18 protein-coding genes are annotated in these 14991 nt (G+C 43.3%); 6 read left to right on the top strand and 12 right to left on the bottom strand.

Going from position 1 to position 14991, the window contains the following annotated elements; genetic code table 11:
* Position 1: 1 nt before the first annotated feature.
* On the bottom strand, positions 2 to 1036 hold the full coding sequence (locus PGH26_RS04420; RefSeq protein ID WP_323693463.1) for a SepM family pheromone-processing serine protease: 1035 nt from the start codon (positions 1034 to 1036) through the stop codon (positions 2 to 4).
* A gap of 174 nt (positions 1037 to 1210) precedes the next feature.
* On the opposite strand from PGH26_RS04420, the gene PGH26_RS04415 reads away from it, so the two are divergent.
* Positions 1211 to 2101, top strand: a complete 891-nt coding sequence (locus PGH26_RS04415; RefSeq protein WP_323692811.1) for a hypothetical protein — start codon at positions 1211 to 1213, stop codon at positions 2099 to 2101.
* Between the two features lie 63 nt (positions 2102 to 2164).
* On the opposite strand, the gene coaD is transcribed toward PGH26_RS04415, so the two are convergent.
* Together coaD and rsmD are read right to left on the bottom strand one after the other, a co-directional pair.
* Complete coding sequence (coaD, locus tag PGH26_RS04410; RefSeq protein WP_323692810.1) at positions 2165 to 2644, bottom strand: pantetheine-phosphate adenylyltransferase; 480 nt, start codon at positions 2642 to 2644, stop codon at positions 2165 to 2167.
* A gap of 9 nt (positions 2645 to 2653) precedes the next feature.
* Positions 2654 to 3202 carry a 16S rRNA (guanine(966)-N(2))-methyltransferase RsmD gene (rsmD, locus tag PGH26_RS04405; protein ID WP_323692809.1) on the bottom strand — a complete coding sequence of 183 codons (549 nt, stop codon included), beginning with the start codon at positions 3200 to 3202 and terminating at the stop codon, positions 2654 to 2656.
* Positions 3203 to 3302: 100 nt separating this feature from the next.
* Here rsmD and PGH26_RS04400 point away from each other — a divergent pair, with 100 nt between their 5' ends.
* Entirely contained in the window at positions 3303 to 3698 is a 396-nt protein-coding gene (locus PGH26_RS04400; protein WP_323692808.1) for a DUF7147 family protein, read from the top strand.
* Positions 3699 to 3700: 2 nt separating this feature from the next.
* On the opposite strand, the gene PGH26_RS04395 is transcribed toward PGH26_RS04400, so the two are convergent.
* On the bottom strand, positions 3701 to 3973 hold the full coding sequence (locus PGH26_RS04395) for a YlbG family protein (RefSeq protein ID WP_323692807.1): 273 nt from the start codon (positions 3971 to 3973) through the stop codon (positions 3701 to 3703).
* A 128-nt stretch (positions 3974 to 4101) separates the two neighbouring features.
* Between PGH26_RS04395 and PGH26_RS04390 the strand changes: the two genes are divergently transcribed.
* Positions 4102 to 4881, top strand: coding sequence for a PI-PLC domain-containing protein (locus tag PGH26_RS04390; protein ID WP_323692806.1), 780 nt, complete (start codon positions 4102 to 4104; stop codon positions 4879 to 4881).
* Positions 4882 to 4926: 45 nt separating this feature from the next.
* Here PGH26_RS04390 and PGH26_RS04385 read toward each other — a convergent pair whose 3' ends face one another.
* Positions 4927 to 5370 (bottom strand): YlbF/YmcA family competence regulator, encoded by a 444-nt coding sequence (locus PGH26_RS04385; RefSeq protein ID WP_323692805.1) that lies wholly within the window; start codon positions 5368 to 5370, stop codon positions 4927 to 4929.
* A 61-nt stretch (positions 5371 to 5431) separates the two neighbouring features.
* Complete coding sequence (locus PGH26_RS04380) at positions 5432 to 6862, bottom strand: Mur ligase family protein (RefSeq protein WP_323692804.1); 1431 nt, start codon at positions 6860 to 6862, stop codon at positions 5432 to 5434.
* 85 nt (positions 6863 to 6947) lie between these two features.
* Here PGH26_RS04380 and PGH26_RS04375 point away from each other — a divergent pair, with 85 nt between their 5' ends.
* Complete coding sequence (locus PGH26_RS04375; protein ID WP_323692803.1) at positions 6948 to 7715, top strand: amino acid kinase family protein; 768 nt, start codon at positions 6948 to 6950, stop codon at positions 7713 to 7715.
* Positions 7716 to 7720: 5 nt separating this feature from the next.
* On the opposite strand, the gene PGH26_RS04370 is transcribed toward PGH26_RS04375, so the two are convergent.
* Entirely contained in the window at positions 7721 to 8800 is a 1080-nt protein-coding gene (locus PGH26_RS04370; protein ID WP_323692802.1) for a CAP domain-containing protein, read from the bottom strand.
* Positions 8801 to 9006: 206 nt separating this feature from the next.
* On the opposite strand from PGH26_RS04370, the gene PGH26_RS04365 reads away from it, so the two are divergent.
* Together PGH26_RS04365 and ytvI are read left to right on the top strand one after the other, a co-directional pair.
* Complete coding sequence (locus PGH26_RS04365; protein ID WP_323692801.1) at positions 9007 to 9372, top strand: YugN family protein; 366 nt, start codon at positions 9007 to 9009, stop codon at positions 9370 to 9372.
* A 97-nt stretch (positions 9373 to 9469) separates the two neighbouring features.
* Positions 9470 to 10528, top strand: coding sequence for a sporulation integral membrane protein YtvI (gene ytvI / locus PGH26_RS04360; protein WP_323692800.1), 1059 nt, complete (start codon positions 9470 to 9472; stop codon positions 10526 to 10528).
* Positions 10529 to 10582: 54 nt separating this feature from the next.
* Here the strand turns inward: ytvI and PGH26_RS04355 are convergent, their stop codons facing one another.
* The 5 genes from PGH26_RS04355 to PGH26_RS04335 all read right to left on the bottom strand — a co-directional run bounded on the left by PGH26_RS04355 (position 10583) and on the right by PGH26_RS04335 (position 14985).
* Complete coding sequence (locus PGH26_RS04355; protein ID WP_323692799.1) at positions 10583 to 11044, bottom strand: DUF420 domain-containing protein; 462 nt, start codon at positions 11042 to 11044, stop codon at positions 10583 to 10585.
* A 32-nt stretch (positions 11045 to 11076) separates the two neighbouring features.
* Entirely contained in the window at positions 11077 to 11991 is a 915-nt protein-coding gene (ctaG, locus tag PGH26_RS04350) for a cytochrome c oxidase assembly factor CtaG (RefSeq protein ID WP_323692798.1), read from the bottom strand.
* Positions 11992 to 12129: 138 nt separating this feature from the next.
* Positions 12130 to 12477: a cytochrome C oxidase subunit IV family protein gene (locus PGH26_RS04345; RefSeq protein ID WP_323692797.1), complete on the bottom strand. Its 348-nt coding sequence runs from the start codon at positions 12475 to 12477 to the stop codon at positions 12130 to 12132.
* 1 nt (position 12478) lies between these two features.
* A complete protein-coding gene (locus PGH26_RS04340; RefSeq protein WP_323692796.1) occupies positions 12479 to 13105 on the bottom strand; it encodes a cytochrome c oxidase subunit 3 in 627 nt (208 codons plus the stop codon).
* Positions 13105 to 14985 (bottom strand): cytochrome c oxidase subunit I, encoded by a 1881-nt coding sequence (locus tag PGH26_RS04335; RefSeq protein WP_323692795.1) that lies wholly within the window; start codon positions 14983 to 14985, stop codon positions 13105 to 13107. Before PGH26_RS04335 ends, PGH26_RS04340 begins: the two co-directional genes overlap by 1 nt.
* Positions 14986 to 14991: the final 6 nt, after the last annotated feature.

Genomic DNA, 14991 nt, shown 5'->3' with positions numbered 1-14991 from the left:
CTCACTTTTTCGGTTTTAACTTATTTAAATAGGCAAGGGTATCATCCACCGTTTTAACGGGTACGATTTTCATTTTCGTGCCTATTTTTTTTGCGGTTTCCGCGGCCTCTTCATAGTTACTCATTATGCCTGGGTTCGCAGCTTTCACTTCTTCAGGTAATTCATCGTCAGGTGCAAAGAAAATTTCCATTCCATCACGATCGGCAGCCATGACTTTAAAGTCAATGCCTCCGATACGGCCGACAGTACCGCCTGGCAGCATTTCTCCTGTCCCTGCGACTGTATAGCCTTTTGAAATATCCTCAGGTTTAAGCTGATTCATGATTTCCAGTGTAAACATCAATCCAGCAGATGGACCTCCGATTTCGGATGTATTGAAGTTAACTTTTGGTATGGTTTTCAAGGTGCGGTCTTCTAAAAACTGAATTCCAAGACCCACCTTCCCTTTTGCTTCAGGTATTTCTTTCAACGTAATATCCGTCTTAAATTTCTTTTTATCCCGTTCCGCTTCCACTTGGATTGTATCGCCTTTTCGCTGGTCAGCAATGTACGCAGCAAACTGGTCCGGCTCCAGCAACGGTTTCCCATCAACTCCGATAACCCGATCCCCTGCTTGCAGTTTCCCGTCTGATGCACTGCCCTCTACAACCTGTTGAATGTAAATACCGGCAAAATCGATTTCTACCGGTTTACCGGCTCTTTCAAAAGCAACCGCAATCGCATTGAATTGTGAGTCGCTCATCAAGCGCAGCTGGCGCACATTGTACTCCTGGTCACTCTCGCCATGACGTCTTACTTTGTTCGCTGGAAGCAGCTTCATTTTGTCTGAAATCTTGGACCAAAAATAAGTTGCAGGTGTTGCTTTCCCAACAGAAATGGTCATAAGGCTAAACGTTCCAGCGTCATCTTCATCACCTTGTTCCACTTTGACAAGCGGTGACAATTCATAGGCGCCGCCAGGTTGGGACACGTAGCTATCTAGGGGATAAAGCATAAACAAAGCAATTAAAACCGTAAGCATTGCTGTTATCCCAATTCGTTTAAATGTAATTTTTCTGCACCTCCATTAATAGCCTGTACCTAATTTACATATGGTTAAGTGTACCATCTGAAAAATGGGCGGCACAATGTTTTTTGTTTGAGCTTCTCACACAATAGAGAAAGGAGCCGCAAGAGTGAATACAAAGCTGTCTGCACTTGCAAGAGAAGCATGATCAACGTCATTATGATTTGGGCGCTCATTGCGTTATTCATTTTACAGCCTGGAATTGCTCATGATGGAGCAGAGACAGGTGTGAAATTGTTTGTGCAAGCCTTGCTTCCCTATTTACTTCCTTACATCATTCTAACCCAATGGCTCTTAAAATTACCCGCTTCCAAAAATTCTTCTCCTGCGTGGATGCGCTACCTGAAGGCTTACACACTTGGATCTTTTGGAGGGTTTCCCGTTGGCGCAGTTACGGTGAGTGAAATGAAGCGGAACGGACAACTTTCCGCTTATGAAAGCAGCCTGCTTCTTGCAGCTTGTCACGCACCCGGTCCAATGTTCATCGTCGGATATGTAGGATTGGAGCTATTCGGCAATTCAATGGCAGGATGGAAGCTGCTCATTGCGATTCACGTCGCTAATATTCTTTTTTTCTTATTCGTTCTTCTGTTAATGGCATCTAAACGTTCGCAGCATGAAGTGATCGGTAATTTACCGTTACCGCCGCCAAGTTCAGCTCCATTACTGGATGCTTTTAAAGAAAGCTCTTCCATCATCATATTAGTCGCTACAACTGTCGTATTTTTTTCTTCGCTTGGCAGCGTGCTGACGACTGTCATTCAAGCCGCTGCATCGGTCGAAATGGGGATTGTAAAAACAGCAGTGCTGGCACTCTTTGAAATGACATCAGGAGTTCAATCAGCCACGCAGCATTTTTACGGATCTGCAATTTTCCCTTACTTGATTGCAGCCATTCTTTCCATCAATGGCTTAAGTATTCACATGCAGGTTTTCGTGATTGCACGCTCAGCCGAGCTGTCGCTTAAACCTTACGTTATCGGCCGCATCTGGAGTGTGCTGGCAGTTCCAGTGTTTCTTTATATGCTTTTATGAAGATCTTAAAGAAAGCAAAAAACAATGGGAAGGCAACTAAACTGCCGTCCCATTGTTTTGAGATTATGTATACACTTTCTTCAATGCCCGATTGACTGTCTCCGGTACAAGTGCCGAGACATCTCCGCCGTACTTTGCCACTTCTTTCACAATGCTGGAACTGAGGAAAGAATACTGATTTTTCGTCATGACGAAGAATGTCTCAATGTCTTCATCTAAAAAGCGGTTCATCGATGTGATTTGCATCTCATACTCAAAATCCGATACCGCACGCAGTCCTCTTACAATTGCCGCTGCATTAATGCTTTTCGCATAGTCAATGAGCAACCCGGAAGACGAATCAATTTTCACTGAAGGATACTCAGCAGTCGCCTGAGCAATTAACTGCTGGCGTTCGTCAACGGTGAAAAGCGGATTTTTTGATGAATTATTCATCACCACTACGTGGACCTCGTCGAAAATCTTTACAGCACGCTTAATGATATCAAGATGCCCATTCGTCAACGGATCAAAACTTCCTGGCACTACAGCCACTTTAGACATGATAGACCCTCATTTCTTATAAATTGTAATCGCGCTGCCACCGTATACCGTAGTTCCAACAGACTCATATGGACCATAGGCAGACGGAAGTGTCAGTTGCTTTTCGTGCTCGCATACAATAATTGCATGTTTTGCCAGCAGGCCTTCATCAGCAAACTGAGAAGCGAGATTGTAAAACTCTTCTTTTGCATAAGGGGGATCTAAAAATAATAGATCGGCTTTAACGCCTTCTTTGGCAAGTTTTGCAGCCGCCGACCTCGCATCACCTCGAATGATATGAAGTTCCTCCGTAAATTTGCATTTCTCTGCATTGGACTTAATGACCGCGCATGCTTTAGGATTTTTCTCGAAAATCCAGGCGCTATCCGACCCGCGCGAGAGCGCTTCCAAAGTTAACGAGCCACTTCCGCCAAACAACTCCACTGCAACACCTCCGTTAAAAAACGGTCCGATTTTACTGAACAATGCTTCTTTTACTTTGTCTGATGTGGGTCTGGTATCTGTGCCTGTAATTGATTTTAAAGGGATTCCCCTTCTTGTTCCGGCGATCACTCTCATGTGGTAACTCCTTTATGATTCCCCCGGCAGCCGATCTGCAAAGAATCCCGCAGCGTGCTATGATGGGAAAGATACTTTTTGAAAGGTGTGTGCATCCCATATGCGACAGCAGCGATTCATCGAACTCGGTGAAGGGTACTCGGATATTTATGAACTATGTGAACTAATAACAACGAACGCAGACAGACTTGAAAGAACTTTCTTATTTAAAGCCGCAACGAAAGACGGGAAACCATCCATTTCTTTAGCAGCATCGTTCTCGCCCGCTGGTGAAGGAGGCTTTTACCCAATCTATATTTGCCGCGAAGGGATTCCTTCAAAAGAAGGGAACGTTTCTAAACGTCAGCTCGTGTTTGAAGAAGCCGCTGCTTCTGTTGGCAGCAAGCCTGTTCCTGTTGAACTTAAACATTCTTCTGAGTTCCCGGAAACCAAATTATTTTTCCAATACGTAACTGGCGTTTTACGGCTTAATCACTTGCTGCCGCCTCTAGACTGACCTTACAAACCTGTTTTGTAATCGTATTCCTTGGCTTTGTCAGGGCGTGCATTTTCGTATTCTGTGCTCACAAACGGTCTGTAAGAAGGAATTGCTTTCTTCACTGACGAGAGCTTCTCGACTTTACGAATAACGTCCTCGACATCGTCTTGACTGCAATAGAGGACAACGTATTTCATGCGTCGTGATATATAGTGAACGTGTCCGTATTTACGGAACGATTTCGCCTGTTTCAAGTGGTGGAGATAAATGATAACTCCTTGACGATCAACCAATAGTATCCCTCTTTTCTTCCCCTAACAATACCATAGGTTTGAAAAAAGCCGCAACCAGACTTTACTGACAGTTTGTCCAATTTGTCTTATAATGAACTTACCAGTTGCAAAACAAGGAGGAATTAGACATGGGAAGAAAAACTAAAGTTGCCCTTTCAGTGGGTGCAGCAGGCGCAGCTGCCTGGGCCGCTTCAAAAGCAATAATCCGTCCAAACGCGAGACCTGGAAAAAAAGCGCTTCAATTTGAAGGACCGGTTGTTATTCAACAACTAACCGACACTGCAAATAGTGAGCAGCTAGCCGCTGAAGCCGCTTCCCTTGGCGTTCACGGATTTGCGGTGGATGTTAGATTGACAGTCCATGAAGAAATCATTCTTGTAAACAATGAGCATCCTGAATCCTCCCATTGCCTACTGAAAGATATGATTATCCAATATCCGCATTTGCTTTTCATCATTCGTATAGCTGATTCTCCCGATACATACGAAGGCAGTTTGATGCCCTCGAAGTTATGGAAACTGCTAGAAGAATGCGGGGCACAAGAACAAGTCGCTGTCCTCAGTCAATATGACGAACAAGTAGATCGTTTCAACTTGTATACACAGCATATGGCTGCAGCAGGAGCAGGTATAACCGAACTGAAGCAAGCGTATGCTGCTTATACAAGTCGTTTCGGCCACCTTTATCACCCTCGTACGGATCTTTTTGTTTTAGCCGGTAAGATTGGGCCATTTCAGCCTGCAAGTGAGGGATTCATACAATTTCTAAATAAGCTCAACATCACTGTGTATGCGGAAAATTATGCAGCCGATGACGTTATCAAACTAGTGAGTTCCGGTATTTCAGGATTTATAACAGATTCTCCAAAATCAACAATGGTACAACTGGATATGTTACTGGAACACTAAAAGCGGATGGCTGAAGAGCCATCCGCTTTTATTATTCTATTTAAATTATGCTGAGCACGAACAGCCGCCGCCAGTTCCGCAGCTGCCTCCGCAAGAAGAATCCGTTACAAACGTGTTATCCGTCGGTAACTTTACCGATTCAGATACAGAATGCGCAATCCCTGCACTTATTTCATCCAGCATATATTGGACATCGTTCTCCGCAAGTCTTAACGCTGCAACCTTCTCATTCATATCTAACGCCCGTTTATCGAGTCGGATCGATTTCATTACTATACTATAATCCGGATGGTATCTTCCGAATCGCTGCACCTCTTCATAACGATCCTTCATATCAGAGAAGTTTCGGATTTTTTTCACTAAATCCGGATCACCGTATACTGCTTGATGAGCGGAGCGGTACTCAACTAATACATCGGATGATAAAATCATATCTGCCAATTCGTCTGTTTGCTCGATGATGGCAAGCCATTCGTCGGTCATCATCATAAGTGATTTCCCTCCATTCTTCTTCATTATACCAAATAGAGGGAGTGTACGCATTACTTCTTCATTCTAAAAACGTTTCCAACTGATTAAGGGCTATCATCGCCTCTGCAAGATCAGACATTCTAACTTCATGAGTGCCAATGATTTGTGACGTTTCGTGGCCTTTTCCAGCGATAAGAACAATATCATCTGGTTTACTAGCTGATATCGCTTGATGGATGGCACTTTTCCTGTCCATAATCACAGATATCGATGCTGGATTTTTGGTGCCTGTTAAGATGTGCTGAACGATTGCCAATGGGTGTTCACTGCGAGGATTATCAGATGTGAGCACGATCGTATCACAGTAACTTTCCGCAATTTCTCCCATGACCGGCCGCTTTTCCTTATCTCGATCTCCCCCGCATCCAAATACACATATGAGTTTTCTAGGATTCAAACTTGTTACAGCCTGCAATGCGGCTGATAAAGCGTCAGGTGTATGAGCATAATCGATAAAAACCCTTCTGCCTTCATGCTCTACAAGCTGCATGCGGCCTTCGGGAAGGGTTAACAGACGAAACGCACTGAAAATTTCTATTTCAGGAAACCCAAGCAATTTGACAACAGATGCAGCAGCCATCGCATTCAACCGATTATGTTCGCCTGGGGGCAGCGAACCGATTAACTTCTCAGAAGGCATACAGCCTCCCGCCACGTTTCTGCCAAACAAGTGTATCGGCAGTTCTATATCTTTTACAATCCCCATACACTCGGTGTCTTCACAATTCACAACAATTCGCTCTGACAACGAACACAGCTTTTTCTTTGCCTTAATATAGTTTTCACGTCCGCCATGCTCTTCGAAATGATCAGTTCCAATATTTAAGAAAACCCCGACTGACACACGGCAATGAGCAAGCCTTTCCATTTCCAATCCGAGCGAAGAAGCCTCTATTGCAACGTGAGTCACTCCCCGATCTATGCATCTTCTTAACAATGGGTGCAGATATTCAGCAGTCGGTGTTGTCAGGGAAGGGATTTCTTCATCCACTTTCTCCCCGTCTATATAACAACCTGTCGTCCCCACCACTGCGGTCTTTATACCAAATTGTGAAAGCAGCTGACCGATAAAATGCGTCACTGTAGTTTTTCCATTCGTACCTGTCACCGCAATTACCGTCAGCTCTTCAGAGGGAAATCCTGATAATTGCGCACTGCTGAACGATAAGAACTTTTTACAGTCGGGAACAGTCACAACGGCAGCCCCTCGATGACTCCATTTTGACAAAGTACTCTCTGAGACAGAGCGGTCGATCACAATCGCAGCCGCTCCTTTATCAAGGGCCTCTTCAATCGACTCGATTCCATCATGATGTGCCCCTTTTCTAGCGATAAATAAGCAATTTTTCTTAAGACGGTTCGGGTGCTCTGTAACGGAGTCAATCGTAACGTCACGCCAGTTCCCACGGATTGTGCACGGCCAATCCTTTAATAATTCAATCAGATGCAAATCAGCATCTCCTTCCCGAACGTTTTTCCTGCGAGGGAATATAGTAAGAGTGAACCTACCACAGAGTATGAAAAGCATCGGGTAAATGTCACGAAGAAAGTTGGGAGACGAGATGATCATCCAAAAGTTTGGTGGCGCTGCGATGAGAAATCGTGAAATGCGCCGTTTATGTATTCACCGGATTCAAGAAGGTTTGAAATCACATGATGAAGTTATTGTTGTCGTTTCTGCAATCGGACGTCAGGAGAGTCCGTATTCCACAGATCGGCTGCTCTCGATAACACCGTCATTGAAATTCTCTTCAGCTTCATGGGACCTGGCTGCTTCATGCGGAGAACTGATTGCTTCTGCAGTACTTAGTGCTGAATTGGAGGAAGCTGGGATCCCTAACAGGGTCATGCACAGTATGAATTCAGGTATCAGAACGATTGGTTCCTTTGGTAACGCAACAATCGAGACAATCGAGACAAGCCATATCAAACGGACCTTACAAGATCACAAGTGTTTAATCATACCGGGATTTCAAGGAATGAATGCAGCCGGTGATTACATGACACTGGGTCGTGGCGGCAGTGATTTGACTGCCATCGCCCTGGGCAGCAGCTTAAATGCCGCCCATGTCGAATTTTTCAAAGACGTGCCAGGTGTAATGTCTGCTGATCCCCATATTCATGCAGAAGCAAAAAAATTTGATTCACTGACGATCGATGAGTTCATTCCTTTACTTGACTGCGAAAGACCTGTCATACAAAAACGCGCAGCTCTTCATGCAAAAAAAACAGCAATCCCTCTCTGTGTTAGAGGAATTGCTGCAGCTGAAGACGGGACGTGGATTGTTCCGCACTCTTTATAGTTGTTTTATTGACGCGCTGGTCTTTCGACTTCCTGAATTAAATTTTGCGTATAATAGTTTCCATAAACACCAGTACCAATATGAGTGAAGTTTTTATCCAGCAAAACTTCTTGGTGTGCAGGAGAATTTAACCATCCATGAACTGCTTCAATCGCATCTGTATAGTTCAACGCAATATTTTCTCCTGCTTTTTTAACATCGATTCCAGCAAGTTTCAAACGATTGGCAAGTGTGCCAGACGTCGGTGAATCTTGGGAAAAATAATTTTGCAACGCCATTTCTTTACTATGTTCGCGTGCAACCAGTTGAAGCTGGTAGTCCCGTTTCAACTTGCCTACATCATGATTCGTCCGATAAACATTGGTGATGTCTAAAATTTGACGTTCCAGTGCCCGATCTACAGCCATCTGATCTTCAGATGAAGGCTTCTTCACTTCCACAAGCTCTCCCTTGTAGAAAAGGTCATAGGGCTGCTGCATGACGAGTGTCACCGGATCAATGAACCGGACACCTTCCAATTCTTCACCTTTTTCATCAATATATAGTTGTGTGAACAGGCCTTCTGATTGAATCAGCATCTTGTTTTTGATGTCAGCCCCATTTAGGACAAATGTATATTGGTTTTCTCCAACAACTACTTCCAATTCCGATTCAATGATGGTACTTCGATAGATATCCTCACTGCTTTGTCCATTAACATACGGATAGACATCTGCATCCAGATCCGCACTGTAGATTTGATTTACTGTACCCTCTGCAACCCCGGCCATCATCATAGGATTCGCGTTATATATCCACCATTCAAAGCCAAATACCGAAAGATCTTTTCGATCCGGTTCTCCAAATTGGGCAATCAATTCTTTTGAAGTTTGGCCAACTATCGTCGATATTCCTTTTTCAGGACGTTTTGCATTGCTGATCCCTTGCTGTTCAAAGGTCTCGCCCCCGCTAATCGCAGTTCCAGGCTGGACAGGCGACTCCAAAGGCTCGTTTTCCTTAAATCCATCGTCCCAAAAGTAAAATCCTAAAAGGATAAGTAAGAATAATACAAGTACTTTCCATAATCGATTTATTAATCGTTTCATTATTTCCCACCCCTCATCCAATCCACCTGCATATAATTCTCTGCCTCTATTGTAATCAACATCAGATGAATAAGTCACCCATTTCTAACCCGTTCCCCAAATCCGGCTCCAGACACAATGTTGCCATTGCAACCGACTTCCTTTTGTTCTATGATTATAAACGAATAGCAATCGATTGTCTGTCTACTTAAGGAGGAAGCTAATCAATGGATTTTGTAAACACAGGTATTGAAGAGCTGGCTGTCAGCCTAACTGATCTTGAAGAAATTGCTAAAAGATATGATTTAGTTCTTGCGGGACAATGGGACTACGAACGTGTCACGTTCGACAAAAAGTACACGGTTAGCGAAGGCGTGTTCTATCTGCGTGTCTACGGGTTAACACCAAATGGTGATGTTGGAAAGAATGAAGCAGTGATTGAATTCATCACTCCACAACTTGGAAAACACTATTATCCTCACGGTGTTGAGTACGGAGATGATGAATTTTATCCACCATTCGTTGTCAATGATTGTAAAAAGACATTAACAGGTCTTGTGAAAGATTTACAAGCTTTCAACTTAAAAAAATGATTGTCTGCCGGAGAATATTCTATTCTCCGGTTTTTAATATCCATTTTCATTTATTTTGGCTATAATAGAAACAATACACAATTTGGAGGAATGCCGGGTGTCGAAATGGTTAACAAAACGAACATTCTTAATCTTAGTGACTGCTCTTATTGCAGCTGCTGCTCTATTCTTTATACTCCCGGTATCAATACCGCTAATTTTAGCCCTGCTGACAGCACTGATCATTGATCCGCTGGTCAAATTAGTAGAGCGTAAGTTCAAGTGGAAGCGGAAGCTATCCGTTATTTCCGTATTTATCTTTGTCGTTTTACTTGTTTCGGTAGGTATCTATTATTCCGTAACTTCTTTAATCGGCAAGATTATTCAATTTACAAAGGATGCGCCAGACTATTTAAACTCGTTATCTGGTGTATGGATTGATATGCAGGAAAAAGTATTTAAATATACTTCTGGAATGCCTTCAGATATCGTCAAAGCCACACAAGAACAATTGACTGCTGCGCTCACTTCCTTCAAAACTTCCCTTCTTGAATTGTTGAGCTATGAAAAGATTATTGCACTCGCTTCTGAAATTCCGAATTTCCTCGTGAGTTTCATCGTCTTCTTAATCGCCTTGTTCTTGTTTATGCTCGAGCTTCCTCAGTTAAAACAAAGTGCGTTCAATTTATTAACGGACCGGACAGCTGAAAAGGTACGGTACATGACCACAAAACTGAATGCAACAGTTATTGGATTCATGAAAGCGCAATTGCTTGTAAGTTTCATCATTTTAGCCGTAGCGTTCGTTGGGCTGCTGTTAATTGTTCCGAAATACGCAGTCGTCATGGCAATCATCATTTGGATCATCGATGTTATTCCTATTCTGGGTTCGATTATCATTCTCGCACCTTGGTCGCTTTATGAGTATGTAAGCGGCGACGTTGCAATGGGAACAAAGCTGGCAATATTAGCTGCGGCGCTTCTGATCATCAGAAGAACTGTGGAACCAAAAGTGATGGGAGCCCAAATCGGCTTATCCCCTCTTCCCACATTGATCGGAATGTTTATCGGCCTGAAGCTGTTCGGAGTCCTCGGATTCTTCATCGGCCCGATGGTCGTGATTCTCTTTACGACAGCAATTGAAGCAGGAATCATTAAAATGAACTTTAAAATTTGAATCGGAAATTGAAAAAGACGCATGTCCCAATAATAGGGGCATGCGTCTTTTGTGTTAAAATCCTAAAATCGCTTTAATCATTGAAGTCGTTTCTCCGCCTTTGTAGAATACATAGAGAAGTAAATAGACTGCAACGCCGGTAATGGCCGCAAAAACCCACACAGTACTCGTTACCGGCCCGAGACGTTTATGCCTAGGTAAGTTATCCTTGAATCCTGAAATGAGTGATAACACGCCCAAAACGGCTCCTAAGGTAGCCAGACAAATATGGAAGATCAAAAATACGGTGTAATAGATTTTAACAGAATCGGGTCCGCCAAAAGCTGTGTTCCCGAAAATTGCTGTCCTTGATAAGTAAATCACTAAAAACAGCAGTGCTGAAATAGATGCGGCAATCATCACATTTTTGTGTGCTTGTTTCCGATTTTTGCGTATCAGCATCCACCCAATCATTACTAAAATGCCGGAAATAATAATGAGCAAAGTGCTTAATGTCGGCAGGATTGGCAAGTTCATATTAGTTCTCCGTTTCTATTCAGATGTAACAATCAACCGTGCATCGTCAAGTTTTTTCGGTTAATCAGGTCTTGACGAGTAATTTCGTCAGCATTATCTTGTTCATCACGATACCATGTAATAAAGATTTTACCAATGATGAATACATACAGTAATTCTTGAATGACTTTCATAATAATCCCGCCAAGCTGCTGATCATAAAGCGTCGGCATATTTGTAAATAACTCAGGGCCGGAAATCGTCAGACCGGACAGCGTTCCAGCAGGCACACAGAGCGCCATTGCTTTCAGCCATGCTTCACCGCTGCTATACGTCTCATACACCGGAACGTCAGCAAAAATGATTAACGAACAAGCAGGTGTCAGCAGAATTGCACTCAAAATGACATAACCGATTTTTTTCAAGCCATGTAATTGAGGCTCCCCTGGAAGTGTGTTGAATATTGGCCACCATAAAAACAGCGCCGATAAAAATAATGTCAGCGTAAATGCAGTGTGCAGCATTAAGCTAAGTTTGATTGTATCCAGGACGAGCGGATAGTGGTTTAACGAAAACATAATCGTAAACGCAATCAAGCTAATGACCGGCTTAGTGAAAAACCGGATAACCGCTGCGAGTTTTGGGTAACTGAAAACTTTCTTCCATAAAAAGTTCGGAATTCCGACAATGAATAAAGGGGCAATCACCAACAGCAAAAGCGCCATTTGTCCCATATGAACAGAAAACAGAATATGTCCCATCAAATCCATTGGGGATCCTTTTACTATATACAGCAGTACAATCGCGGAAATGAAAGAGGTGATCTGTCTGGAAGTGACAGCCTCAGTTCCTTCAAATCGTGTTCTCCACTTTTTAGTCAATAAAAAATAAAGGACCGTCACGAGAACGAGAAATAAGAAAAAGTACGGACTCCATAAAGCGCGGAAGCCGAATATACTTAACGGCAATTGCCTCAGCTCCTTTTATAAGATCTGTTCTTATTATAGGCTGTTCTTTTAGGTAACACAATGAACGTTCTTTGACATCGGTACAAATAAGAAAACCTCTGCCTTTAGCATTTGGCTAAAGACAGAGGTTTTTAGTGCTTACCACCAAACAATCGTAACGAAAGTAAGTGGAATCACGAATGCAAATACTACTCCTGTGAACATGAACATCTGAGGAACACCGTGTCCCTTATCTTTCATGTGCATGAAATAGTACAGCTGTAATGCTACTTGAACTGAAGCAAAGAGGAAAAGAACCGGGATTACTAAGTACTTAGAAAACCCATCCACTCCTTGCTGATAAGCCACGACGAATGTAAACGAGACAAGTGTCATGAAAATCATGAGTGAGAACATCATAACTTGACCGCGCATAGTTTCCTTTGAACGACGGACGAATAGATCCTGTTCAAGAGGGGTTCTCTTATACATTTCTACTTCTGCCATGTTATCCGATCACTCCCATCAAGTAAACTACCGTAAAGATGAATACCCATACGACGTCAATGAAGTGCCAGTAAAGTGAGAACGTATAGTACTTAGTTGCATTATACAGGTTCAAGCCGCGTTTTGCATTTCGGAAGAGCAGCAATGTTACCCAAACAAGTCCGATTGCAACGTGGAAACCGTGCGTTCCTACAAGTGTAAAGAACGATGAACTAAATGCACTATTTCCAAATGTAAAGCCTTCTTTCACGTAATGAGAGAACTCATACACTTCAAGTCCAAGGAAGCAAAGTCCTAGGAATGCAGTAATAGCTAACCACAGCTGCATTTTCTTAAAGTTGTAATTCTTCATATGGTGCATCGCATATACACTAGTAAGTGAAGACGTTAAAAGTAACAATGTCATGACAAATACTAGTGGAAGCTGATAAAGTTCTTGAGTCGAGAAGCCGAAACCGCTTGGTCCTTTATTCTTAAGCGCCATGTAGGTTGCAAATAACGTGGCAAAAAGAATCGTTTCTCCGCCAAGGAAGAGCCAGAAGCCAACAAACTTATTCTTTGCTTCAAGTGTTGCACGCTCAGGGTGTTCCGGCCAAGTTTCCGGAGTGAATTTTTTATTCAAATCCATCAGTTTTGACCCCCTTTATGAGCATTGTTAATATCACGCTGAATTTCTTCTTTTGTTACATGGAAGCCCAGGTCATCTTTAACTGAGCGCATTGCCATTGAGACAAACGTCCAAGCAAGACCCAAGATGAGCACTGGAAGTCCCCAAGAAGTTTCCTGGTGGAACATTGCACCAAATCCTGCGATGAACAAACCAAATGTCATGAAGAATGGAATAATTGAACCATTCGGCATGTGGATATCCGTTACAGGTTCAGCAAATGTAAGACCTGTTGCGTTGCCTTCCTGCTTTTCAATCCAAACTGTATCAAGTCCGCGGACAAGCGGAGTCTGAGTGAAGTTATAGAATGGCGGCGGTGATGGAATTGCCCATTCAAGCGTACGTCCGTCGCCCCATGGATCATTTCCAACGCGTACATTCTTAACAGTTGTCATAATGATATTGATGACCAATACAATCACACCGATCGCCATTAGAAGCGCACCGATCGAACTGATTAAGTTTGCAGTATTCCAGCCTTGTCCGTCCATATATGTCCAAACACGACGCGGCATTCCCCAGAATCCAAGCCAGTGCTGGATCAGGAATGTACAGTGGAATCCGACAAAGAAGAAGACGAACGTAATTTTACCAAGTGTTTCACTGAGCATTGTTCCGAACATTTTCGGCCAGTAAAGATGTACACCTGCTAAGATCGCAAGTACAACTCCGCCAACGATTACGTAGTGGAAGTGAGCAACAATGAAATAGCTATCGTGCAGCTGATAGTCAAGAGGTGCAGCACCCTGCATAACCCCTGTAACTCCACCCATTACGAATGAAGGGATAAATCCTAGCGCGTACAACATTGGGGTTGTAACGGAAATACTTCCGCCCCAAATGGTAAGCAGCCAGTTGAAGATTTTAACTCCAGTTGGTACAGCAATCGCCATCGTCGCAACAGCGAAGATTGCGTTTGCAGTTGGCCCAAGACCTACTGTAAACATGTGGTGAGCCCAAACCATGAATCCTAAGAAACCAATCAACACTGTCGCAAATACCATTGCTGGATATCCAAACAAACGCTTGCGAGAGAAGATTGAGAAGATCTCAGAGAAAATACCGAATGCCGGCAAAATCAAGATATATACTTCAGGGTGTCCGAAGATCCAGAAAATATGCTCCCAGATAATTGTGTTACCACCCATTGTATGGTCAAAGAAGTTACCGCCAAACATACGGTCGAATGTTAAGAAGAACAAACCGACAGTAAGTGGTGGGAAAGCGAAAAGGATCATTGCTGAAGCGACAAATGTCGTCCAAGTGAACAATGGCATCCTCATATACGTCATACCTGGTGCACGCATATTAATGATGGTAACAAGGAAGTTAATCCCGGCCATCAGCGTACCCCCACCAGCGATTTGAAGACCTATCGCATAAAAGTCAATTCCATGTCCTGTAGAAGCAAGTGACAGCGATGCATAAGAAGTCCATCCAGCATCTGGAACTTGCCCGATCAGCCATGAAATATTCAGGAACAATCCTCCAAAGAAGAACATCCAGAAACCTAATGAGTTAATGAATGGGAACGCAACGTCACGCGCTCCGATTTGAAGGGGCATAATATAGTTCATAAATCCAAATAGTATCGGCATGGCGGCCAAGAAAATCATCGTAGTACCATGCATCGTGATTAAGTCATTGAAAAGACCTGCACTAACTAGGTCATTGTTCGGCTTTAACAGCTGGAGACGAATGATCATCGCTTCAATACCGCCGACGACGAAGAAGAAACCGCCGCCAATGAGGTAAAGAATTCCGATCTTCTTATGGTCGACAGTTGTCATCCAATCCCAAAGGGCTGCGCCGAATCCTCTTTTTTGAGCAACAGAACTCACGTTGTT

The sequence above is a fragment of the Sporosarcina jeotgali genome, from assembly GCF_033304595.1.
In the GTDB taxonomy this organism is placed as follows: Bacteria; Bacillota; Bacilli; order Bacillales_A; family Planococcaceae; genus Sporosarcina; species Sporosarcina jeotgali.
The sequence above is the reverse complement of the archived record's forward strand: the minus strand, read 5'-3'. Positions and strand labels throughout refer to the sequence as shown.

Excerpts from the sequence above, each read along its gene's own strand:
- PGH26_RS04415 (WP_323692811.1), top strand. The coding sequence starts at position 1,211 with ATGATCAACGTCATTATGATTTGGGCGCTCATTGCGTTATTCATTTTA.
- coaD (WP_323692810.1), bottom strand. The coding sequence starts at position 2,644 with ATGTCTAAAGTGGCTGTAGTGCCAGGAAGTTTTGATCCGTTGACGAAT.
- rsmD (WP_323692809.1), bottom strand. The coding sequence starts at position 3,202 with ATGAGAGTGATCGCCGGAACAAGAAGGGGAATCCCTTTAAAATCAATT.
- PGH26_RS04400 (WP_323692808.1), top strand. The coding sequence starts at position 3,303 with ATGCGACAGCAGCGATTCATCGAACTCGGTGAAGGGTACTCGGATATT.
- PGH26_RS04390 (WP_323692806.1), top strand. The coding sequence starts at position 4,102 with ATGGGAAGAAAAACTAAAGTTGCCCTTTCAGTGGGTGCAGCAGGCGCA.
- PGH26_RS04385 (WP_323692805.1), bottom strand. The coding sequence starts at position 5,370 with ATGATGATGACCGACGAATGGCTTGCCATCATCGAGCAAACAGACGAA.
- PGH26_RS04375 (WP_323692803.1), top strand. The coding sequence starts at position 6,948 with ATGTCACGAAGAAAGTTGGGAGACGAGATGATCATCCAAAAGTTTGGT.
- PGH26_RS04370 (WP_323692802.1), bottom strand. The coding sequence starts at position 8,800 with ATGAAACGATTAATAAATCGATTATGGAAAGTACTTGTATTATTCTTA.
- PGH26_RS04365 (WP_323692801.1), top strand. The coding sequence starts at position 9,007 with ATGGATTTTGTAAACACAGGTATTGAAGAGCTGGCTGTCAGCCTAACT.
- PGH26_RS04355 (WP_323692799.1), bottom strand. The coding sequence starts at position 11,044 with ATGAACTTGCCAATCCTGCCGACATTAAGCACTTTGCTCATTATTATT.
- PGH26_RS04345 (WP_323692797.1), bottom strand. The coding sequence starts at position 12,477 with ATGGCAGAAGTAGAAATGTATAAGAGAACCCCTCTTGAACAGGATCTA.
- PGH26_RS04340 (WP_323692796.1), bottom strand. The coding sequence starts at position 13,105 with ATGGATTTGAATAAAAAATTCACTCCGGAAACTTGGCCGGAACACCCT.